The sequence below is a fragment of the Nocardia takedensis NBRC 100417 genome, from assembly GCF_000308695.1.
GTDB lineage: Bacteria > Actinomycetota > Actinomycetes > Mycobacteriales > Mycobacteriaceae > Nocardia > Nocardia takedensis.
In genome coordinates this window covers 70,941-92,170 of the sequence record NZ_BAGG01000032.1, presented here as the reverse complement: position 1 = coordinate 92,170, position 21,230 = coordinate 70,941, and the positions used below count along the sequence as shown (strand labels likewise).

At 70.9% G+C, this 21,230-nt stretch carries 19 protein-coding genes and 1 pseudogene; 7 read left to right on the top strand and 13 right to left on the bottom strand.

Annotation, left to right across the window (positions count from 1 at the left end):
• The first annotated feature begins 83 nt into the window (after window positions 1-83).
• From ON30_RS07505 to ON30_RS41675, 3 genes are all read left to right on the top strand, one after another.
• Window positions 84-794: an ESX secretion-associated protein EspG gene (locus tag ON30_RS07505; protein WP_040705159.1), complete on the top strand. Its 711-nt coding sequence runs from the start codon at window positions 84-86 to the stop codon at window positions 792-794.
• 98 nt (window positions 795-892) lie between these two features.
• Complete coding sequence (locus ON30_RS07500) at window positions 893-1,270, top strand: hypothetical protein (protein ID WP_040705157.1); 378 nt, start codon at window positions 893-895, stop codon at window positions 1,268-1,270.
• The gene (locus ON30_RS41675) at window positions 1,267-2,751 is read left to right on the top strand and encodes a hypothetical protein (protein WP_040705155.1); all 1,485 of its coding nucleotides are present in this window, start codon (window positions 1,267-1,269) and stop codon (window positions 2,749-2,751) included. Before ON30_RS07500 ends, ON30_RS41675 begins: the two co-directional genes overlap by 4 nt.
• Before the next feature lie 102 nt (window positions 2,752-2,853).
• Here the strand turns inward: ON30_RS41675 and ON30_RS07490 are convergent, their stop codons facing one another.
• Window positions 2,854-3,396 (bottom strand): TetR/AcrR family transcriptional regulator, encoded by a 543-nt coding sequence (locus ON30_RS07490; RefSeq protein WP_051029055.1) that lies wholly within the window; start codon window positions 3,394-3,396, stop codon window positions 2,854-2,856.
• A gap of 78 nt (window positions 3,397-3,474) precedes the next feature.
• Here ON30_RS07490 and ON30_RS07485 point away from each other — a divergent pair, with 78 nt between their 5' ends.
• From ON30_RS07485 to ON30_RS07470, 4 genes are all read left to right on the top strand, one after another.
• Complete coding sequence (locus ON30_RS07485; protein ID WP_040705153.1) at window positions 3,475-4,467, top strand: GlxA family transcriptional regulator; 993 nt, start codon at window positions 3,475-3,477, stop codon at window positions 4,465-4,467.
• 100 nt (window positions 4,468-4,567) lie between these two features.
• Window positions 4,568-5,266 (top strand): alpha/beta fold hydrolase, encoded by a 699-nt coding sequence (locus tag ON30_RS07480; protein ID WP_040705285.1) that lies wholly within the window; start codon window positions 4,568-4,570, stop codon window positions 5,264-5,266.
• A gap of 17 nt (window positions 5,267-5,283) precedes the next feature.
• On the top strand, window positions 5,284-5,994 hold the full coding sequence (locus ON30_RS07475; RefSeq protein WP_040705150.1) for an alpha/beta fold hydrolase: 711 nt from the start codon (window positions 5,284-5,286) through the stop codon (window positions 5,992-5,994).
• A gap of 97 nt (window positions 5,995-6,091) precedes the next feature.
• Window positions 6,092-6,964, top strand: coding sequence for an LLM class F420-dependent oxidoreductase (locus ON30_RS07470; protein WP_040705148.1), 873 nt, complete (start codon window positions 6,092-6,094; stop codon window positions 6,962-6,964).
• A 92-nt stretch (window positions 6,965-7,056) separates the two neighbouring features.
• Here ON30_RS07470 and ON30_RS07465 read toward each other — a convergent pair whose 3' ends face one another.
• The 12 genes and pseudogenes from ON30_RS07465 to ON30_RS07415 all read right to left on the bottom strand — a co-directional run bounded on the left by ON30_RS07465 (window position 7,057) and on the right by ON30_RS07415 (window position 20,842).
• Window positions 7,057-7,287 carry a type II toxin-antitoxin system Phd/YefM family antitoxin gene (locus ON30_RS07465; RefSeq protein ID WP_083911206.1) on the bottom strand — a complete coding sequence of 77 codons (231 nt, stop codon included), beginning with the start codon at window positions 7,285-7,287 and terminating at the stop codon, window positions 7,057-7,059.
• Window positions 7,288-7,389: 102 nt separating this feature from the next.
• Window positions 7,390-7,740 (bottom strand): hypothetical protein, encoded by a 351-nt coding sequence (locus tag ON30_RS42025; protein WP_040705145.1) that lies wholly within the window; start codon window positions 7,738-7,740, stop codon window positions 7,390-7,392.
• A gap of 55 nt (window positions 7,741-7,795) precedes the next feature.
• Window positions 7,796-8,155: pseudogene (locus ON30_RS42215) on the bottom strand (pyridoxal-phosphate dependent enzyme); the annotation flags it as partial.
• Between the two features lie 175 nt (window positions 8,156-8,330).
• A complete protein-coding gene (gene proB / locus ON30_RS07455; RefSeq protein ID WP_040705283.1) occupies window positions 8,331-9,443 on the bottom strand; it encodes a glutamate 5-kinase in 1,113 nt (370 codons plus the stop codon).
• Between the two features lie 45 nt (window positions 9,444-9,488).
• Window positions 9,489-10,946, bottom strand: coding sequence for a GTPase ObgE (gene obgE, locus ON30_RS07450; RefSeq protein WP_040705143.1), 1,458 nt, complete (start codon window positions 10,944-10,946; stop codon window positions 9,489-9,491).
• Between the two features lie 142 nt (window positions 10,947-11,088).
• Window positions 11,089-11,355, bottom strand: coding sequence for a 50S ribosomal protein L27 (gene rpmA / locus ON30_RS07445; protein WP_040705141.1), 267 nt, complete (start codon window positions 11,353-11,355; stop codon window positions 11,089-11,091).
• 22 nt (window positions 11,356-11,377) lie between these two features.
• Window positions 11,378-11,689, bottom strand: a complete 312-nt coding sequence (gene rplU, locus ON30_RS07440; protein ID WP_040705139.1) for a 50S ribosomal protein L21 — start codon at window positions 11,687-11,689, stop codon at window positions 11,378-11,380.
• A gap of 314 nt (window positions 11,690-12,003) precedes the next feature.
• Window positions 12,004-15,297: a translation initiation factor IF-2 N-terminal domain-containing protein gene (locus ON30_RS07435; RefSeq protein WP_040705137.1), complete on the bottom strand. Its 3,294-nt coding sequence runs from the start codon at window positions 15,295-15,297 to the stop codon at window positions 12,004-12,006.
• 510 nt (window positions 15,298-15,807) lie between these two features.
• On the bottom strand, window positions 15,808-16,224 hold the full coding sequence (ndk, locus tag ON30_RS07430) for a nucleoside-diphosphate kinase (protein WP_040705135.1): 417 nt from the start codon (window positions 16,222-16,224) through the stop codon (window positions 15,808-15,810).
• Between the two features lie 51 nt (window positions 16,225-16,275).
• On the bottom strand, window positions 16,276-16,617 hold the full coding sequence (locus ON30_RS07425; RefSeq protein ID WP_085999291.1) for a DUF4233 domain-containing protein: 342 nt from the start codon (window positions 16,615-16,617) through the stop codon (window positions 16,276-16,278).
• Between the two features lie 89 nt (window positions 16,618-16,706).
• Window positions 16,707-18,164 (bottom strand): bifunctional tetrahydrofolate synthase/dihydrofolate synthase, encoded by a 1,458-nt coding sequence (gene folC / locus ON30_RS07420; protein ID WP_083911204.1) that lies wholly within the window; start codon window positions 18,162-18,164, stop codon window positions 16,707-16,709.
• Complete coding sequence (locus ON30_RS07415; RefSeq protein WP_040705133.1) at window positions 18,161-20,842, bottom strand: valine--tRNA ligase; 2,682 nt, start codon at window positions 20,840-20,842, stop codon at window positions 18,161-18,163. Before ON30_RS07415 ends, folC begins: the two co-directional genes overlap by 4 nt.
• Between the last annotated feature and the right edge of the window lie 388 nt (window positions 20,843-21,230).

Here is a 21,230-nt window from a genome sequence, read left to right as displayed (position 1 = left end):
GGTTCGCTGGTCCGCGTGGCGAACGGGCGACGACCCGATATGCTCGACCCGTCTCGGCGGGTTCGGTGAGGATGTGATTCGGCGTGGGATGGACGTTCACTCCGGACGAGTTCGCGCATGTCTGGCGCGAAACCGAGGTGGATCGGCACCCGTATCCGCTGCGTGTGCTCGAGACGCCGCGCACCGAGGACGCGGCCGACCGACTGCGCGCCCGCCTGGCCGAACGACTACCGCGCGGCGGCGACCCCGACCTGACGGCCTGCCTGCGTATCCTCGCCGAACCGCACACCCGGATCGTCGCGATCGGCGGAGCGCACACCCCGGGCAGTGAGATCCGACTGCTGGCCTGCACCGTCTTCGACCGCGCCGTGCTCGCCGTGCAGGAACCCGGCACGCGACCGGATTTCGGTGGTGCGGTGCGCATCTCGATCGGCCACAGCGGCAAGCTCGGCGCACGCATCGCCGGACTGCTGCCCAAAGCACCCGCGGGCCGTCACCCCGCCCGCACCGCCGAGTCCGCCGCGGTCCGCGACGAGGAGACCGTGGCCCCCCGTCCCGGCGCGGCCCCCATCCGGCGACTGCTGCTCAAACCGCATACCGCCGAAGGACATATCCGCATCGAGCCCCGCCTCGACCGCGCCGAACAGACCCCGCCGATCCACTACACCTGGATCGATGTCGCCGGGGACGGACGCTATCTCATCAAGGCGGGCGAGATGGTGCACGTGGTGCCCGCCTCCCTCGAGCAGATCGCCGGCCAACTCCAGAAACGCATTCCCGCACAAGCGCACTGAGCCGCACGCTACCGGCCGGTCACCACCGCCCGACTACTGGTGACCGGGGACACCCCTTCCCGCTACGCTAGGCGGACCGACCGATCCCGGGGGTGCGCATGACCATCGAGAACAGCCGTGCCGACATCGCGCGGTTCAAGCAGGACGCGCAAGCGGGCACCATCAAGTTCGATCCGGACGCGGCGCGACGCTGCGCGGAGGTGTACGAGAACCAGGCCGACCGCCTGCTCACCCTGCGGCAGCGCCTCGAATCGGTCGCCGAGGTCGACGGTTTCGGCGGATTCGTCTCCGCCGACCAACTGCGCGCGGGCTTCGGCCACAAGGCCCGCGACGCCGCGGCCCTGCTCGACCAGTACATCGAGGCCGCGTACCGCATGAAAGAGGCGTTCCTGATCAGCGCGGGCCTCTACGACGAAGCCGACGCCGCCAACGCCGCCGCGCTGCGCGCGGTCGAGACCAGGGTGGTGCGGTCATGAGCGGCACCGACCCCGACTACATCAACTCGATGGAACATTTCGAGGCGATGCCGCACGAGGAGATCTACGCCAAGGTCCAGCGGATCGACGCCGGGGCCGTCCTGCGCGCCTCCACCACATGGCTCGAAGTCGCGAGCACCCTCGCCGCCACCTTCCCCCTCGCCCGCGGCAGCGCCGACCGGGTCATGAACGGCATGGAATGGGAAGGCGCCGCCGCGCAGGCCGCCTACGCGAGCACCCGCAGCTTCGCCGCCTCCGTCGACGAATTGTCCGCCGTCCTCGGCGAAGTCGGCGCGCGCCTCGGCGCGGTCGCCGCCGCGGGCGAAGCCGTCAAACTCGCCGTCGTCCCGCCGGGCGGCACCGGCCCCATCGGCGCCATCGCCCGACTCCTCGAAGCCGCCAACGTCATCGACGCGCAGATGGCCCGCGAAGCCCTGCGCCAAGAAGCCGTCATGGCGATGAACATGATCTACAAACCCGCCTATACCGCGGCGGGCACCGGCATCCCCGCCCTCCCCGACTCCCCCTACGCCCTGGAAGGCGCGACACCGCGCGTCCTCCGCAACGGCGATGACGGCATGCCGCGCGGGAAGTCCATGACGCCCGGCGACGAGTGGCCGCAGGACGGTTCACCCGAGAACGGTTCGCCCACACCGTATCCGGACTCCGAGTCCGCGCCGGAATCGGACGGCACACCCGGGGGCTCCCCCGAATCCGAGTCCGGGTCGGCACCGGAGTCCGGCGGGTCGCCCGGTGACGGATCGGCACCTGAATCCGGCGGGTCGCCCGAGGACGGGTCCACTCCCGAAGCAGCGCCCTCGCCCGAAAGTGGGTCGCCTGAAGGCACACCCGCACCGGGATACGCGCCCTCGCCCGAACCGGACCTGCTGCCCGAAGGTCTGCCGTCGCCCGAAGGGGAGCCGGCACCGTCGCCCGAGGGCGGACCGTCGCCCGAAGATGAGCCGGCACCGTTGCCCGAGGGCGGACCGTCGCCCGACGCCGCGCCCGCACCGGATGGCGGACCGTCGCCGGCACCGGAATCCGGGCACTCGCCCGAGAGCCCGCCCGCCCCTCAACCGGCGCCGGAACCTGCACCTGCGCCGACGCCCGATCCACGCGCCGCCGAGCCGGAACCGGCCCCCGCACCTGATCCGGCCCCCGCGCCCGCACCCGAGGCGACGCCGACTCCGGAACCTCGCGCCGCCGAACCACCCCCACTCCCGGCCCCGGAACCCGCCCCGGCCCCCCGGACCCCCGACGCACCACCGGAACCCGCACCGGCACCGCCGACCTCGACCCAGGCACCCCCGCCCCCACCACCCCAACAGGCCCCGCCACCTCCGGCCCCTGTACCCGGCGCACCCCTCCCGGACCCGGGCGGCCAACCGGGCGTCACCGGCCCCATCCCGGAGAACCAGGGCCAGACCCCGGGCGAATCGACCTCCAACCAACCGGGCGTCGTCCCTCAACCCGGCGGTTGAGCCACGCTTCGCTGAGGGGAAGCGCGAGTGTGTAGGACGCTGATCAATCAGCCGAGGTCGATATCAGCGGTGCCTGAGGGATCGCGGCGCAGGCTATGTCGGCTATGGCGTGCAGGCGGGGGTGGGGGTGCCGAGGCGGGCGGCGTGGATGAGGCCTTGGGCGGTGACGACGAGAGCCGCGCCGTGGGCGGCGAGGACGGTTTCCTCGGCGTCGAGGTGGGTGCGCAGGCGCGCGGTGACGGCGTCTTCCATGGCGGCGGTGGTGCGGCGGCCGATGACGCCGACTTCGGGGATGCGCGCGCCGAGGTGGGCGACGGCGTTGAGCATGAGGCACCCGCGGCGGTCGGGGTGGGCGGCGCAGTCGTCGACGACGGCGCGCAGCAGGGTGCGGGCCGCGGTGCGGGCGGTGCCGGGCGCGCCGGTGACGACGTCGCGGACGAAGGCGGCGCGCGCCTGGCAGTAGTGCTCGAGCGCGGCGAGGAACAGGCCCTTCTTGCTGCCGTAGGCGGCGTAGATGCTGCCGTTGCCGACGCCGCCCGCACGCGCGATGTCCTCGATGGAGGTCTCGTCGAATCCCCGGGTCCAGAACAGTTCCGCGGCCGCGTCGAGCAGGTCCGATTCGTCGAACCGTCGTGGCCGTCCCATCGGCACACCGTACCAACGGGTTGCGAGATCGCCCACACCGCTTGTTCTGGAGTCGACACTCCACAATACTTGCCCGTCATGACCTCCGCTTTTGCCGCTCCGCGCCGCCGACGGATCGGCATTCTGGTCTTCGACGGGGTCAAGATGCTCGACTTCGTCGGCCCCGCCGAGGTTTTCGTGGAGGCCAATCAGGCGGTCGACGACTACGAGGTGGTGCTGATCTCCCCCGACGGCCGGCCGGTGCAGACCTCCATCGGCGTGCGGATGGAGGTGACCGTCTCGGCCGCCGAGGCGGGCCGTTTCGACACCGTGCTGGTGCCGGGCAGCGAACTGCCGCCGTCGCGGTTCGTCACCCCGGAGGTGGTGGCGGCCACCCGGCAGCTGTCCTGGAGCACCCGGCGCCTGGCCTCGGTGTGCAGCGGCGCGTTCGTCCTGGCCGAGACGGGCGCGTTCGACGGACGCCGCGCCACCACGCACTGGAAGTTCGCCGAGGACCTGGCCCGCCGCTACCCGTCGATCGCGGTCCAACCGGACGCGCTGTTCACCCGTGACGGCAATCTCTACAGTTCGGCGGGCGTGGCGGCGGGCATCGACCTGGCGTTGGCCCTGGTCGAGGAGGACCACGGCGCGGATGTCGCCCGCCGGGTCGCGCAACTGCTGGTCGTCTACATGCAGCGCGCGGGCGGGCAGTCGCAGTTCTCGGCGTCGCTGACCGGTCCGGCGCCGCGCAGTCCGCTGGTGCGCAAGGTGGTGGATCTGATCTGCGCCGATCCGGCTTTCCCGCACACCGTGCAGACCCTCGCCGACCACGCCCGGGTGTCGGTGCGCCATCTCACCCGACTGTTCCGCGCCGAACTCGAGCACTCCCCCGCCGAATACGTCGCGTTCATCCGGTTCGGGGTGGCGCGGGACATGCTGCACGCCGGTCACAACGTCACCGAGGCGGCGATGGCCGCCGGGTACGGCAGCAGTGAGGCGTTGCGCCGGGCGTTCGTCGCGCGCCTGGGCATCTCCCCGCGCAAGTACCAGCAGCGATTCCGCACGACCGGGTCGACGCGCGCCGTGTCCTGATCGGGGGTTTTCGGGGCCGGTGACGCGGGGCGCGCACCCGGTCGCGCGGTCGAGACTCGAGGTGGCGCAGCGCCCGCCGCGCGCGATCGAGAGGAACCCCATGACCGCCCCCACCATCGTCCTGGTCCACGGCGCGTTCGCCGACGCCGCCAGTTGGCAGCCCGTCACCGCCTACCTGCTGGATCGCGGTCACCGCGTCCTCGCGCCGCCGGTGCTCAACCGCGGTCTCGGCGAGGACGCCGCCTACGTCCGGTCCGTGGTCGAGCGGATCGACGGACCGGTGCTGCTGGCCGGACATTCCTACGGCGGCGCGGTCATCACCGTCGCGGGCATGGCCGAGAACGTCGCCGGCCTGGTCTACGTGTCCGGCTACGCGCTGACCGAGGGCGAGAGCCTGGCCCAACTCCAGGGCGGTTTCCCGGATTCGGAGCTGGCCGCGCACCTGGTCTACGCGCCCTACCCGGGCGGCACCGACGTCTCGGTCGACATCGACGCCTTCCCCGAGGTGTTCGCCGCCGGCCTGGACCCGGCGTTGGCGCGGGTGTTCGCGGTGTCGCAACGCCCGCTCTCGGCGGCCGCGTTCACCGAACCGGCGACCGCCGCCGCGTGGCGCACCACCCCGGCGTGGGGCATCGTCTCCAGCGCCGACCGCACCATCAACCCCGAGGTCGAACGCTTCGGCTACCAGCGCGCGGGACTGCGTTCGGTCGTGGAGATCGACGCGCCGCACCTGGTGATGCAGACCCATCCGGCCGAGGTCGCGGCGGTCATCGCCGACGCCGCCGCCACCCTCGCCTGACACCTCCGGGAGAACCCATGAGCACTCAGCCCACCGTCGTTCTGGTCCACGGCGCGTTCGCCGACTCCGCGAGCTGGAACGGCGTCATCGACATCCTGCGTGACCAGGACTTCCCCGTCCTGGCCGTCGCCAACCCACTGCGCGGACTCGCGGCCGACGCCGCCTATGTCGCCGCCGTCCTCGACACCGTCGAAGGACCGTGCGTGCTGGTCGGCCACTCCTACGGCGGCAGCGTCGCCACCGTCGCCGCGCACGGCAAAGCGCACGTCACCGCGCTGGTCTACATCGCCGCGTTCATCCCCGCCGAAGGCGAGAGCGCGCTGGCGCTCACCGACGAACACCCCGGCTCCACCCTCGCACCCACCACCACCCCCACCGACTATCCCCTGCCCGACGGCACGACCGGCACCGAACTCACCATCCGCCAGGACGAATTCCCCGCCCAGTTCGCCGCGGATGTCCCGGCGGCCACCGCCCGACTGATGGCCGTCACCCAGCGGCCGGTCGCGCTGGCCGCCCTCCAGGAAGGAGCCGGGGCGGCGGCGTGGCGCGAGGTGCCGTCCTACGCGCTGCTGACCACCGACGACAAGAACATCCCGATCGCCGCGCAGCGCGCCATGGCCGAACGCGCGGGCGCGCAGGTCGTGGAGATCGCCGCCTCGCACGCGGTGGCGGTGTCGACCCCGGCCGTGGTCGCCGAACTGATCGTCCGCGCCACCAATTCATAACGCGGCCTACTGCGGCATCGCCGGTCACCGTGCCCGGAGCGCGCTCGGGGCCTAGCGTGGATTCCGACGCACCATCGACAGTGAGGAGATCACCCCCATGGAGCTCGGCATCCACCTCCCGATCTTCGATTTCGACGGTGGCACGCCCGCCATCGCCGGTGAACTCGCCAGGACCGCCGCGGCCGCCGAAGCCGCGGGCGCGACCTGGCTGTCGTTCATGGACCACTACTTCCAGATCGAGCCGACCGGGCTGCCCGCCGAGGCGTCGATGCTCGAGGGCTACACCGCGCTCGGCTTCCTCGCCGCCCACACCTCCAGCATCGAACTCGGCCTGCTCGTCACCGGCGTCACCTACCGCCATCCCGGCCTGCTCGCCAAGATCGTCACCACCCTCGACGTGCTGTCGGGCGGCCGCGCCGCCCTCGGCATCGGCGCCGCCTGGTTCGAGCGCGAACACGACGGCCTCGGCGTCCCCTACCCGCCCATCGCCGAACGGTTCGAGCGCCTGGAAGAAGCGCTGCGGATCTGCGGCCAGATGTGGGACCCCGCCGACAACGGCCCGTTCGAGGGCAAGCACTACCAGCTCGCCGAAACCCTCTGCTCGCCCCAGCCGCTGCACCGCCCGAAGATCCTCATCGGCGGCGGCGGCGAGAAGAAGACCCTGCGCCTGGTCGCGCAGTACGCCGACGCCTGCAACCTCTTCGGCACCACCCCCGACGACGTCGCCCACAAACTCGACGTCCTGCGCCGCCACTGCGACGACGCTGGCCGCGACTACGACGCCATCCACAAGACCGTCATGGCCCACAACCCCCGCCTGACCACCGACAACACCGACGAATTCGTCAAGGGCATGGCCGATTACGCGAAACTCGGCATCGACGCCGCCATCGTCATCCCCACCTCGACCACCCCCGCCGCCTGGATCGACCAGATCGCCCCCATAGTCCCAAAACTCGCCGACCTCTGACGCGACGCCTTCCACCACTGCTCCGACGGCACGAAGCGGAGCGGAGCGGATCACCGTTGTCAGCGCCCGTCACCTCCGGCTCGATCAGCACGTCATCCCGCACCCGGGCCAAATTCCGGATTCGCGGGCGACTCGGGCAGGCGGCGAGCGCTGACCACGGTCGACGGAATGTCGGCGTTTTCCCGCAAGGAGTTGTATGCGGTCAACGAGATCACCACGGCGGGTTCTTTCCCACCGGACCGAGTGATGACGACCAGGTCGTCGTCCTCGGTCGCGGCGTCCAGCATCGCGGACCACTTCCGACGTGCTTTGGTGCTGTGCATGGCTCGCACGAGGGTCCTTCCTGCCGGGATTGCTGTGCGATCAGGATATGCACGCGCAGCGCTTCGACAAAAACGTTTCGTCAGAGGCGATCTCGCCGTAGGTCAGATCGACGGGGTTGGGCGGGCGTCGCGCTCGCTCGGATCAGCCAACTGGCCCGCTTCGATCGAGGCGATACCGATTCCCGCGCGCACAACGACGACCGACCCGCGATATTCGCCCAACCGTTCGCGGGCGGCGTCGATCGATTCGGTGACGCCGACTACCGGTAGGGCCGGGGCCAGATGGTCGCGGACCGGATCCTCGGTGGAGGCGGTGGAATTCGACGCGAACGAACCGATCAACTCGGCCGCCACGGGCGCTCCGGACTTCGCTCGCGCGAGTTGCACGGGAAGCGCGGCGCGGTCGCCGAGCAGGGCGGTGGCCTCGGCGACCGTGGCGTTCGACGGGATCACCGCGAACCCGGCGCGTCCGTCCCCGGCCCCCGTACACCGAGGTCTCGGGGTCGGCGCCGATGACCCGGACCCGGCCGTCGGACACCTCTTCGAGGTATTCGCCCGCGCCGCTGATGGTTCCGCCGGTGCCGACGCCCGCGACGTAATGGGTGACCCGCCCGCCGGTGGCGGCCCAGATCTCGGGACCGGTGGTGGCGCAGTGCGCGGCGGGGTTGGCGGGGTTGTCGTATTGACCGGCGAACCACGCGCCCGGAATCGATTCGGCCAGGCCCAGCGCCACCGAGCGCAGGTGTTCGGGATGACCGACGGGACGTCCGCCCGGCGTGACGCGCCGCAACCGCACCAGCGGGGTGTCGCCGATCGCGCCGGCCACGGAGTCCAACAGCGCGGCCGGGGTGGCGTCGAGGGCGGTCATGGGCAGCCTTTCCGGAATCGCCGGGTACCCGCATCACTCGGCGGATGCCCGCGACCCGGAACGCGCGCCCCCGCGGCGCCGGTCCCCTCGGCTTCCGCGGTGGCGCGCGTCCACCAAGGGTGGCAGGACGGACGCGGACCGGACAGTATTCCGGTCAGCGCGATCCGATTCGGCGCTAGACGCTGACCAGATCGTCGGCGTGGATGACGGGACGCTGCATGGTGTCGGGAAGTTCGCGAGTGGAGCGGCCGAACATGCCCGACAGTTCGGTGCTGTCGTATTCGATGACACCGCGGGCCACCACGGTTTCGTCGGGGGCCACCAGGTCGACCACGTCACCGCCGTGGAAACGCCCCCGCAGGCCGACGATCCCGGCGGCCAGCAGCGAGTGACGGCGGGCGACGGCCGCGACGGCGCCGGCGTCGAGCAGGACCGCGCCGCGACTGTCGGCGGCGTGGCGCACCCAGAACTTCTTGGCGGACAGACGCACCGGGCGCGCGGCGAAGGCGGTGCCGACCGCGCCGGTGGTCAACGCGACCGCGGCGTCGGTGGCGGCGGCCAACAGCACCGGCACTCCCGCGTCGGCCGCCAACCGAGCCGCGGACAGCTTCGAGGCCATGCCGCCGGTGCCGAGCGCGCCGCCGCTGCCCGCGATGACGCCGTCGAGGTCGACGCTGCCGCGCACCTCGGGGATGAAATTCGCCGAACCTTTGCGGGGATCGCCGTCGTAGAGGCCCGCGACGTCGGAGAGCAGCACCAGCGCGTCCGCGCCGACCAAGTGCGCGACCAGCGCCGCGAGCCTGTCGTTGTCGCCGAAACGGATCTCCTCGGTGGCGACGGTGTCGTTCTCGTTGACCACCGCGACCGCGCCGAGCGAACGCAACCGGTCCAGGGTGCGCTGGGCGTTGCGGTGGTGTTCGCGGCGGGAGAAGTCGTCGGCGCTCAACAGCACCTGCCCGACCGTGCGGCCGTAGCGGGCGAAGGAGGTGCCCCAGGCGTGCGCGAGGGCGAGCTGACCGACGCTGGCCGCGGCCTGCTTGGTCGCCAGATCCCTTGGCCGCGTGGCCAATTTGAGCGGGGCGAGGCCCGCGCCGATGGCGCCGGAGGACACCACCACGACATCGGAGCCCGCGCGCATCCGCGCCTCGACGGCGTCGGCGAGCCGGTCCAGGCGTTCGGTGTCCAGGCCGCCTTTGAGACTCGTCAGCGCCGAGGACCCGATCTTGACCACCACGCGGCGCGCGTCGGCGATCGCCGCGCGCGCCGGACTCGGCTCGCCCGCGACCAGATCGGTGGGCGAATTCGGTTGCGCCACATCACCGGATCGCACCGGCTACTCCTCTTCGTCCTCGCGGACCAGTCCGCGCCGCACCCGGGAGGCGTGCTTGCGCTCGGCGGCGCCGACGCGTTCGTTCTGCTCGAGTCGCACATCCGTGCCGCGACCGGTGGGCACCATGTCCACACCCGCCGAGATCTGCGGCTCCCAGTCGAAGGTGACCTCGCCGATGGTGACCGGAGCGCCGGGTTCCGCGCCCATCTTGACCAATTTCTCCTCGACGCCGAGGCGAGCCAATCGGTCGGCCAGATAGCCCACGGCCTCGTCGTTGTCGAACTGGGTCTGACGCACCCAGCGCTCGGGACGCACACCGCGCACGATGAACCCGCCCGGTTCCCGCGGATCGGCGATGACGCTGAAGCCCGTCTCGTCGACCGCGATCGGACGGATGACCGGCCGTTTCGGCGCGGCGGGCGGATTGTCCTCGCGGTACTGCCGCACCAGATCGGCCAGCGCGAAGGTCAGCGAGCGCAGGCCCGCACGGCTCACCGCGGAGATCTCGAACACCGGCCACCCGCGTTCGACGAATTCGGGGGTGACCAGTTCGGCGAGTTCGGCGGCGTCGGGCACATCGGTCTTGTTGAGGATGACCACACGCGGACGGTCGGCCAGGTCACCGAGGCTCGCGTCACCGGACAGCGCCGGTTTGTAGGCGGCCAACTCGGCTTCCAGCGCGTCCACATCCGTGACCGGGTCGCGGCCGGGTTCCAAGGTGGCGCAGTCCACGACGTGCGCGAGCACCGCGCAGCGCTCCAGGTGGCGCAGGAAGTCCAGGCCGAGCCCGCGGCCCTCGCTCGCGCCGGGAATCAGACCGGGCACGTCGGCGACGGTGAACGTGGTGTCGCCGCTGAGCACGACGCCGAGGTTGGGCACCAAGGTGGTGAACGGGTAGTCCGCGATCTTCGGTTTGGCGGCCGAGAGCACCGAGACCAGCGAGGACTTCCCCGCCGAGGGGAAACCGACCAGACCGACGTCGGCCACGGATTTCAGTTCCAGGACCAGGTCGCGTTCCTCGCCCTCCTCGCCGAGCAGGGCGAAGCCGGGCGCTTTGCGCGCCTTGGAGGCCAGCGCCGCGTTGCCGAGACCGCCGCGTCCGCCGCGCGCGGCGACGAAGGTGTTGCCCGCGCCGACCAGGTCGGCCAGAATCTCGCCGTCCTTGTCGAGTACGACGGTGCCGTCGGGCACCTTCAGCAGCAGCGGGCCGCCCTGTTTGCCGTCGCGGTTGCCGCCCTCGCCCGGTTTGCCGTTACCGGCTTTGGCGTGCGGGTGGAAGTGGAAGTCGAGCAGGGTGTGCACGTTCGAGTCGACCTCGAGGATCACATCCCCGCCGTTGCCGCCGTTGCCCCCGTCGGGGCCGCCGAGCGGCTTGAACTTCTCGCGGTGCACCGAGGCGCAGCCGTGTCCGCCCTTGCCCGCCCGCACATGGAGCACGACACGGTCGATGAATTTGGACATACGCCGAATCATCCTCCTTCTGTGGTCGGCGTTCCCGCAGGTCGTGCGGACGACGCGGATTCGGCACGGGGCCGGAGAACACGAAAACGGGCCAGGGTGTAGCGACCCTGACCCGCTCTACGCTGTCGAAGTGGTTAGGCGGTCAGGCCTGAACCGGCTCCGGGACGACGATGTTGACGGTCTTGCGTCCGCGCTTCGCGCCGAACTGCACCGAACCCGCCTCGAGGGCGAACAGGGTGTCGTCACCGCCGCGGCCGACGTTCACGCCGGGGTGGAAATGGGTGCCGCGCTGGCGGACCAGGATCTCGCCGGCCTTGACGGTCTGGCCGCCGAAACGCTTGACGCCGAGTCGCTGGGCGTTGGAATCGCGACCGTTCCGCGAACTGGACGCGCCCTTCTTGTGTGCCATGAGCTGATTCTCCTCGGATGTCTTACTTGATGCCGGTGACCTTGATGACCGTCAGCCGCTGACGGTGACCCTGGCGCTTGTGATAGCCGGTCTTGTTCTTGAACTTGTGGATGCGGATCTTCGGGCCCTTGGTCTGCTCGACGACCTCGGCCGCCACGGAAACCTTGGCCAGGGCGGCCGCATCCGTGGTCAGCTCAGCGCCGTTGACGACGAGAACCGGGGACAGGGCCACGGACGCGCCGGGCTCACCCTCGATCTTCTCGACCTTCACCAGGTCACCGACCGCGACCTTGTACTGCTTTCCGCCGGTCTTGACGATCGCGTACGTTGCCATCGGTCGGCTTCCTCCACTCGATGTCTACTCGTGCTTGATCACGTCGCAGGGTGCGACGTGACCTCTTCTTGGCTGGTTGCTGCGACTGGGGGCGTGAGTTGATGCCCATCGCCAGGCAGCGACCGTCCAAGGCTACCAGACCCCTTCTCCACAACCCAATCCGGTCACCGGCACCCACCCGGCTACCGTCGCGCCGAACGGCGCGGCGGCCCAACCGGATTGCCGGACCCGCTCGGAGCGGGGTCCGAACCGGTCGGGACGGGCTGGTCCGCACCGCCCGGAACGGACGGCGCGGATACCGCGACCAGGGCGGATCAGGCGTCGACGGGCGGACCCGCCGGACGGCCCACCGCGCGCCTGCGCGGCTTGCGGGCCACCGCCTCGACCGCCTCTGCCTCGGCGGCGACGTCGAGGATCGGAGCCGCGGGCGCCTCGTCACCGGCGACGACGAACACCGCGCCACTGCTGTCGGCCGCCGGAGCCGCCGCCGACCGGGCGACCCGGCGACGACGCTGCGGACGGGACGGCTCGGCCGAGCCGTTGGTGGCCGAAGCCGCCGTGACCTGCTCGGACTCCGCCGCCGTCGGGTTCGACTCGGTGACCGAGCCCGCCGAAGCCGTCACGACCTCGGGCGCCTCCGCGACACCGTCGTCGGATTCGGCCGCCTCAGCCACCTCAGCCACCTCGGCCACCGGGGCCGCGGGGGTCTCGGCGCGCACCGCGGCCTCGGTCGACCCGGCAGCCGCGGTGACTTCCTCGGTCCGCGTACCGCTGTCCGATTCGGTCGCCTCGTCGGCCACCGGCCCGGCGGACCGCCGCGACCGACTCGACCGCCGCGAGCGCGTCCGATGGCTCGAACCCGCCGCGACACCGTTGTCCGAACCCGCCTGCGCCGTCGCCGACTCCTCGGCCGGTTCGCGGATGACCACCGCGTCCGCGCCCTCGCTCAGCGCATTCGCCGCAACCTGCGCGACGACCGCGTCCTCGGTGGACTCCACCACCGCGGTTTCCGCGAGATCGCCGTCGATGTCCTCGTCGCCGTGCTGGTGCGCCGCCATCGCCAGAGCGACCGGATGCGCGCGCTTGGCGACCGCGTCCTCCTCGCCCACCTCGGCGGCTGCGGGAGCGCCGTTGGCCGCGGGCCCGGACTGCGCGGGCGACTTGTCCCGACCGCGCCGCCTGCGCGACCCCGACTCCTTGCGCGAACCGCCGTCGTCGCCCGACGACGAGGGCTCCACCGGGTAGGTGTGCACCAGGATGCCGCGGCCGTGGCAGTGCTCACAGGTCGTGGAGAACGCCTCCACCAAGCCGGTGCCGAGCTTCTTCCTGGTCATCTGGACCAAGCCCAGCGACGTCACCTCGGAGACCTGGTGGCGGGTGCGGTCGCGGCCGAGCGCCTCGGTCAGACGACGCAGCACCAGATCGCGGTTGGATTCGAGCACCATGTCGATGAAGTCGACGACGATCATGCCGCCGATGTCGCGCAACCGCATCTGGCGCACGATCTCCTCGGCCGCCTCCAGGTTGTTCCTGGTGACCGTCTCCTCCAGGTTGCTGCCGCCCGCGCCGGTGAACTTGCCGGTGTTGACGTCGACGACCGTCATGGCCTCGGTGCGGTCGATCACCAGGGTGCCGCCCGAGGGCAGCCACACCTTGCGGTCGAGCGCCTTGGCCAACTGCTCGTCGATCCGGAAGGTCTCGAAGACGTCGACGGTGGCGTTGTCGTGCCGCGAGACCCGCGCGAGCAGGTCGGGCGCGACGGTGCCGATGTACTTCTCCACCGTGCTCCAGGCGCGCTCACCCTCGATGACCAGCCTGGAGAAATCCTCGTTGAACAGGTCACGGATCACCTTGACCAGCAGGTCCGGCTCCTCGTAGAGGGTCTTGGGCGCGCCGTTCTCCTTGGCGGCCTGCTCCTCGATGGTGCGCCAAGTGGCCTGCAACCGCTCCACGTCGCGGGCCAGTTCGGCCTCGGCGACGCCTTCGGAGGCGGTGCGGATGATCACGCCCGCGTCGGCGGGCACGATGTCGCGCAGGATCTCCTTGAGACGTTTGCGCTCGGTGTCGGGCAGTTTGCGGCTGATCCCGGTGGAGGTGCCGCCCGGCACGTACACCAGGAACCGGCCCGCCAGGCTGATCTGGGTGGTCAGGCGCGCGCCCTTGTGCCCGACCGGGTCCTTGGAGACCTGGACCAGCACCTGATCGCCCGGGCGCAACGCCTGTTCGATCTTGCGTTCGCGACCGCCGAGCCCGGCGGCCTCCCAGTTGACCTCGCCCGCGTAGAGCACGCCGTTGCGGCCGCGGCCGATGTCGACGAAGGCCGCCTCCATGCTGGGCAGCACGTTCTGCACCCGGCCGAGGTAGACGTTGCCGACCATCGAGGCCGAGCCCGTGCTGGTCACGAAATGCTCGACCAGGATGTCGTCCTCGAGCACCGCGACCTGGGTGGCGGTCGGATGGTCCGGGAAGGTCTTCTCCCTGACCACCATGACCCGGTCCACGGCCTCGCGGCGGGCCAGGAACTCCGATTCGGTCAGGATCGGCGGACGGCGGCGACCGGCCTCGCGCCCGTCGCGACGCCGCTGACGCTTGGCCTCGAGCCGGGTGGAGCCGGTGATGCCCTGCACCTCGTCGGAGGGGGCGCGGCCACGGCTCTTGTTGCGGGGCTCGCGCTCGTGCACGACGGTGTTCGGCGGGTCGTCCTCGGCGGCGGAGTCGGACTCGCCGCCCTCGCCGCCGACCTTGCGGCGACGACGGCGACGGCGACGGCGGCTCGAGCCCTCCGGGGAAGTCGACTCGTCGTCGTCCTCGTCCTCGGCGTCGCCGTCGGAGTCGGCGGACCCGGCGTTCTCGCCACGCGACTGCTCGGGCGCGGATTCGTCGGACTCGGCGTCGCCGTGCTCGTCGTCGTCGGACTCGGAATCGGCGTGCTGTTCGCCGCGTCCGCGACCGCGACCGCGGCGACCGCGCCGCCTGCGCCTGGGCTGACCGTCGGCGTCGCCGGACTGGTCGGCCCCGTCGGCGTCCTCCTCGGCGGTGTCGGTCTCGTCCTCGGGTTCGGCGGGCGCTTCCTCGACGCGGCGGGCCGCGTCGCGCTCGGCCTTGCGCTGCTTGCGCATCTCCTGGACCGCCGTGGCGTCCGGCGGGAGGAACAGCGGGACGGCGACCGCGTCGAACTGGACCGGCTCGACGGCCTGGGTCTGCTCGGCGTGGGTGAACAGCCGGGGGGCCGCGGCGCCGGTGTCGGGCCGGGAGAAGATCGGCCCCGACGGTTCGGGCGTCGCCTCGGCGACGGCCTCCGTGCCCGGCTCGGCCGGGCCGTCCGCGTCGACGGCGACCGCCTCGCTGACGGGCGGCGGCTCGGCGGGCGCCGCGGTGGCGGGCTCGACCGGGGTGTCGGGCGAATCGAGGGCGTCACGCACCGATTCCGCGAGAGCGCGGTCCACATTGGACTGCGCGCTGCGCGCGTCGGAACCCAATTCGGTGAGTTTGGCCAGGATTCGCTTGCTCGTCACTCCCAGCCGCTTGGCAAGTGCGTGAACTCGGATTCGCTCCGGCAATTGATCGGCATCCTGTGATGGTGTTTCCTGCGGCTCTTGTTCGGCCACGAAGTCTCCTCGGGCCCCCGGGCGCGTCCCTCCCGGTACGGAGTGACGCGGCCAACGCGAGGGCGCTGTCCGTACACCTCACGCCCGCGGCGCAAGGTCCTGTGGTCTCGCGCCGCGCATCCGGTCGATACCCTGTTGTCTCGTCGTTCGGGCCGACCGGTCACGCGGCGCCTGGCTGTTGGCTGAACTCCACGGCGTTAGCGCTCATCCAGCGTGCCGACGCGGTGATCGACGCCCGGAAAAGCAGGCGCAGATCGCCGTGGCAGCGATGATCGGCATCGAACCGCGGTGTCATCCGGTTGCCTCGATCACCGATAGCTCGCGTACCTGCGCGAACAGTCGGAACCGTTGGTAACCGCCTCCAGTATCCCACACCGGGCTCGGGCGATTCGCCATCGGCGCACGAGCGCGCCCGGAACGCGGCGCGCCGAGGCCCGCTTCCCGGGTGCGGCCGCGCCGTCGAACCGGGCCGTATCCGCCCTGGTGGGCGGGGGGTACGAGGCGGGAGGCTCAGGCGGACAGGGCCGGGAACCAGAGGGCGATCTCACGCTTGGCCGACTCGGTCGAATCCGAGCCGTGCACCAGGTTGAACTGGGTCTCCAGACCGAAATCGCCGCGGATGCTGCCGGGAACGGCCTTCTCGACGGGATCGGTGCCGCCGGCGATCTGACGGAAAGCGGCGATGGCGCGCGGACCCTCGAGGATCGCGGCGACGACCGGGCCGGAGGTGATGAACTCGATCAGCGAGCCGAAGAACGGCTTCTCGGCGTGTTCGGCGTAGTGCTCGCCCGCGAGTTCCTCGGACACCTGCTTCAGCTCGAGTGCCTTGATCGTCAGGCCCTTGCGCTCGATACGGGCCAGCACCTCGCCGACCAGGCCGCGGGAAACGCCGTCGGGCTTGATGAGTACCAACGTCTGCTCAGTCACGGCGCACAGCCTAACCGGCACCCCCGCCGGGTACCCAAACGAGCCGACGGCTCAACCGCGCGGATCGGGACGCTGGCTCGGCAGGGTGCCCGCCTCCATCCGGCGCTTGACATCGTGGCGCAGCACCAGGATGAAACCCCAGACGACGGCGAACACCACGCCGATGATGCCGATCGACAGGTGGATCAGCGCGCCCGCGACGAGCAGGACCTGCAACGCCAGGTTGAACGTCAGCGCCCACGGCCTGCGTTGCAGACCCGCGCCGAGCACCATCACCACGGCCAGCGTCACCAGGTAGATCCCCGAGAACCAGGTGACCCCGCCGCCGACGTCGGCCACCACCGGCAGTGCCAGCAGGACCACGATGGCCTCGAGGATCAAGGTGCCCGCCATCACGCCCCGCAGCCCCTTCCAGGGATCGGGGGGCGCGGGCCGCTCGGACTGCTCGCTCACGTTCGGGTTCCTTTCCGCCGCGGCGGCGCTCACGCCGGGTCCTTGCCGAACAGGGCGCGGGCCGCGCCCGCCGTCACGACCGACCCGGTGACCACCACGCCCGCGCCGGACACCATCTCGCCCGATTCGCCGACCTCCTCGGCGAGGGCGATGGCCGTCTCCAGCGCGTCGGGCAGGGTTTCGGCGGTCACCACGCGTTCGTCGCCGAAGCGCTGCACGGCCAGGTTCGACAAGCTGTCGAGATCCATCGCCCGGGGCGAGCCGTTGGTGGTGACCACGATCTCGTCGAACACCGGCTCGAGCGCCTCGAGGATGCCCGCGGCGTCCTTGTCGGCCAGGACCGCGACCACCCCGACGAGTTTGCGGAAGTCGAACTCCGCCGTCAGGGTGGCGGCCAGCGCCGCGGCCCCCGCCGGGTTGTGCGCGGCGTCGATGAAGATGGTCGGCGCGGCGCGCATCCGCTCCATGCGCCCCGGACTGGTGACGGCGGCGAAACCGGCCCGCACCGCCTCGACGTCGAGTTGTTTGGCGGAGCCCGCGCCGAAGAACGCCTCGACCGCGGCCAGCGCGAGGACGGCGTTGTGGGCCTGGTGCTCGCCGTGCAGCGGCAGGAAGATCTCGTCGTAGACCCCGCCCAGCCCCTGCAACTCCAGTTGCTGCCCGCCGATCGCGACCTGCCGGGCCAGCACCCGGAACTCCGCGCCCTCGCGCGCGACCGCCGCGTCGACCTCGACCGCGCGCCGCAGCAGCACCTCCATCGCCTCGGGTTCCTGCTGGGCGATCACCGCGACGGTGTCGCGCGGCACCAGGCCCTCGGGAGCGCGTTTGATGATCCCGGCCTTCTCCCCCGCGATCGTCGCCAAGTCGTCGCCGAGGTAGTCGGTGTGGTCGAGGCCGATCGGCGTGATGACCGCGACCTGGCCGTCCACCACGTTGGTGGCGTCCCAGGTGCCGCCCATCCCCGTCTCGACCACGGCGACGTCGACCGGCGCTTCGGCGAAGGCCGCGAAGGCCATCCCGGTGAGCACCTCGAACTTGCTCATCGCCGGACCACCCGCGGCGGCCGAGCGCTCGTCGATCATCTCGATGTAGGGCTGGAGTTCGCGATAGGTCTCGACGTAACGCGCGGGCGTGATCGGCTGGTTGTCGACGCTGATCCGCTCGGTCGCCAGTTGCAGGTGCGGACTGGTGACGCGGCCGGTGCGCCGGTGCAGCGCGGTCAGCAGCGCGTCGATCATCCTGGTCACCGAGGTCTTGCCGTTGGTGCCCGCGACATGGATCGCCGGATAGCCGTGCTGCGGGGAGCCGAGCAGATCCATCAACGTCGCGATCCTGGTCAGCGACGGTTCGATCTTGGTCTCCGGCCGGCGGCGGTCGAGTTCGGCCTCGACCAGCGCCATCTCGGCCAGATCCACCGGGGACGGCCCGGCGCCGAGCCGGGTCGCCCCGTGCTCGGCCCGGTACTGACGCTCCGGTTCGTCGTTCATCGCACGGCCAGTTCCGCGAGCCTCGCACTGATCCGGTCGACTTCGGCGGCGGCCACCTCGCGGCGCGACTTGATCTTGTCGACCACGTGATCGGGGGCCTTGGCCAGGAACGCCTCGTTGCCGAGTTTGGCGTCGGTGCCCGCGAGTTCCTTCTCCGCGGCGGCCCGATCCTTCTCCAGGCGGCGACGTTCGGCGTCCAGGTCGACCGCGCCCTCGGTGTTCAGGCCGACGGCCACGGTGGCGCCGCTGAGCCGGACCTCCACCGAGGCGGTGGCGGGCTGGTCGGCCTCGAGATCGGTGAGCTTGGCCAAGCTGGTGATCGCCTCGCGCAACTCGGTCAGCCCCGCCTCGTCGAGACCTTCCAGGCGCGCGCGCACCTTCTGCTTGTCGGCCAGACCCTGATCGCTGCGGAAGCGGCGGATCTCGGTGATCAACTGCTGGGCGTCGGCGACCCGCCGCGCCGCCTCGGCGTCGACCGCCACCCCCGAAGGCCGCGGCCAACTCGCGATGACCACCGACTCACCCCCGGTCAGCGCCTGCCACAGCGCTTCGGTGACGAACGGGATCACCGGGTGCAGCAGACGCAGCACGCCGTCCAGCACCGTGCCGAGCACGACCCTGGTCGATTCCGCGCGGGCGTCGTCGGCGGTGAACTGGGCCTTGGACAGCTCCAGATACCAGGAGCACAGTTCGTCCCACGCGAAGTGGTACAGGGCCTCGCACGCCTTGCCGAACTCGTAGGCGTCGAACGCCGCGTCCACTTCGACCAGCACCTGCTCGAAGCGGTCCAGGATCCAACGGTCGGGATCGGTGAGCGTCGCGCGCTCGGGCAGATCGCCCGGCCGCGCGCCGTTCATCAGCGCGAACTTGGTGGCGTTGAACAGTTTGGTGACGAAGTTGCGCGAGGCCAGCGCGTGCGATTCGCCGACCGAGAGGTCGCCGCCGGGCTGCGCGCCGCGCGCCAGGGTGAACCGCAGCGCGTCGGCGCCGTGCGCGCTGATCCAGTCCAGCGGGTCCACGCCGTTGCCGCGCGACTTCGACATCTTCTTGCCGTACTGGTCGCGGATCAGGCCGTGCAGGAACACGTCGCGGAAGGGCACCTGCTTGTCACCGGCGGGCTTGCCCGCGGTGACGGCCGCGTCCTCGGCGACGAAGGTGCCGAACATCATCATCCTGGCCACCCAGAAGAACAGGATGTCGTAGCCGGTGACGAGAACGTCGGTCGGATAGAACTTTTCGAGTTCGGCGGTGTTGTCGGGCCAGCCCATCGTGGAGAACGGCCACAGGCCCGAGGAGAACCAGGTGTCGAGCACGTCCGGGTCCTGCACCCAGCCCTCGGGTGCGGTCTCGTCGGGCCCCAGGCACACCACTTCGCCCTCGGGGCCGTACCAGATCGGGATGCGATGACCCCACCACAGCTGCCGCGAGATGCACCAGTCGTGCATGTTGTCGATCCAGTCGAACCAGCGCGGTTCCTGACTCGGCGGGTGGATGACGGTGTCGCCGTGGCGCACCGCGTCGCCCGCGGCCTTGGCCAGCGATTCGACCTTGACCCACCACTGCATCGACAGCCGGGGTTCGATGGGTTCGCCGCTGCGCTCGGAGTGGCCGACACTGTGCAGGTAGGGCCGCTTCTCCGCGACGACGCGACCTTCGCCCGCGAGCCGTTCGCGCACCTTCTGCCTGGCCTCGAAGCGGTCCATGCCGTCGAATTCGGTTCCGGTGTCCACGATCCGGCCGCGCTCGTCCATGATGCTCGGCATCGGCAGGCCGTGCCGCAGACCCATCTCGAAGTCGTTGGGGTCGTGGGCCGGGGTGATCTTCACCGCGCCGGTGCCGAACTCCGGGTCGACATAGTCGTCGGCGATGATCGGGATCTGTCGCCCGGTGATCGGATGTTCCAGGGTGGTGCCGACGAGCGCGGCGTAGCGCGGGTCCTCGGGGTGCACCGCGACCGCGGTGTCACCGAGCATGGTCTCCACGCGGGTGGTGGCCACGATCACGTGCGGTTGGTCGTCGTCGAGCGAGCCGTAGCGCAGCGAGACGAGTTCGCCCTCGACGTCGGCGAACTTGACCTCGATGTCGGAGATCGCGGTGCGCAGTTCGGGCGACCAGTTGACCAGGCGCTCGGCGCGGTAGATCAGGCCCGCGTCGTAGAGGCGCTTGAAGATGGTCTGCACCGCGCGCGAAAGGCCCTCGTCCATGGTGAAGCGGTCGCGGCTCCAGTCGACGCCGTCGCCGAGGGCGCGCATCTGCCACTGGATCTGCCCGCCGGATTCGCGCTTCCAGTCCCAGACCTTGTCCATGAACAGGTCGCGGCCGAAGTCCTCTTTGGTCTTGCCGTCGACGGCGAGTTGCTTCTCCACGATGGTCTGGGTGGCGATGCCCGCGTGGTCCATGCCGGGCAGCCACAGCACTTCGTAGCCGAGCATGCGCTTGCGGCGCGAGAGGGCGTCCATGAGGGTGTGGTCGAGCGCGTGCCCCATGTGCAGGCTGCCGGTGACGTTCGGCGGCGGCAGCACGATGGAGTAGCCGGGCTTGTCGGAGGACGCGTCGGCGGTGAAGTAGCCCGCGGCTACCCAGCGCTCGTACATCTCGGCCTCCACCTCGCCGGGGTTCCAGCTCTTGGGGAGGGCATCGGCACGATCGCGGGAATTGTCAGGGGCTGTGCTGGTCACTCCGGCATTCTAATGACCGGGCCGGTGAGCTCCCAAAAGGGTCGGGCGCACCGCCCGGGGCGACTCGAACCACCCGGCGCGACCCGAACCGCACAGCGACTCGGACGACACCGCCCGAGCGACCGTACGAGACCGCCCGACTCGAACCGCTCGCCGCGCCCCGGCCGCACAGCGCGCCCGGGGGCCGGCCCAAAAATAGCGGGAAAGAAAAAAGGCGGAGCCTTCGGTGGATGAGGGACACCGAACACTCCGCCTACGAACTCCAGCTTACCGGCGATCCCAGGGCCGCTCCGGAATCCATAAGCAATTCTCAGCTTTTGGCATGGCTGTGCCTATCGTCGCTCCGCAACGATGCCCTCGGCCTCACCATGCGGGCCCGCGTCCCGCC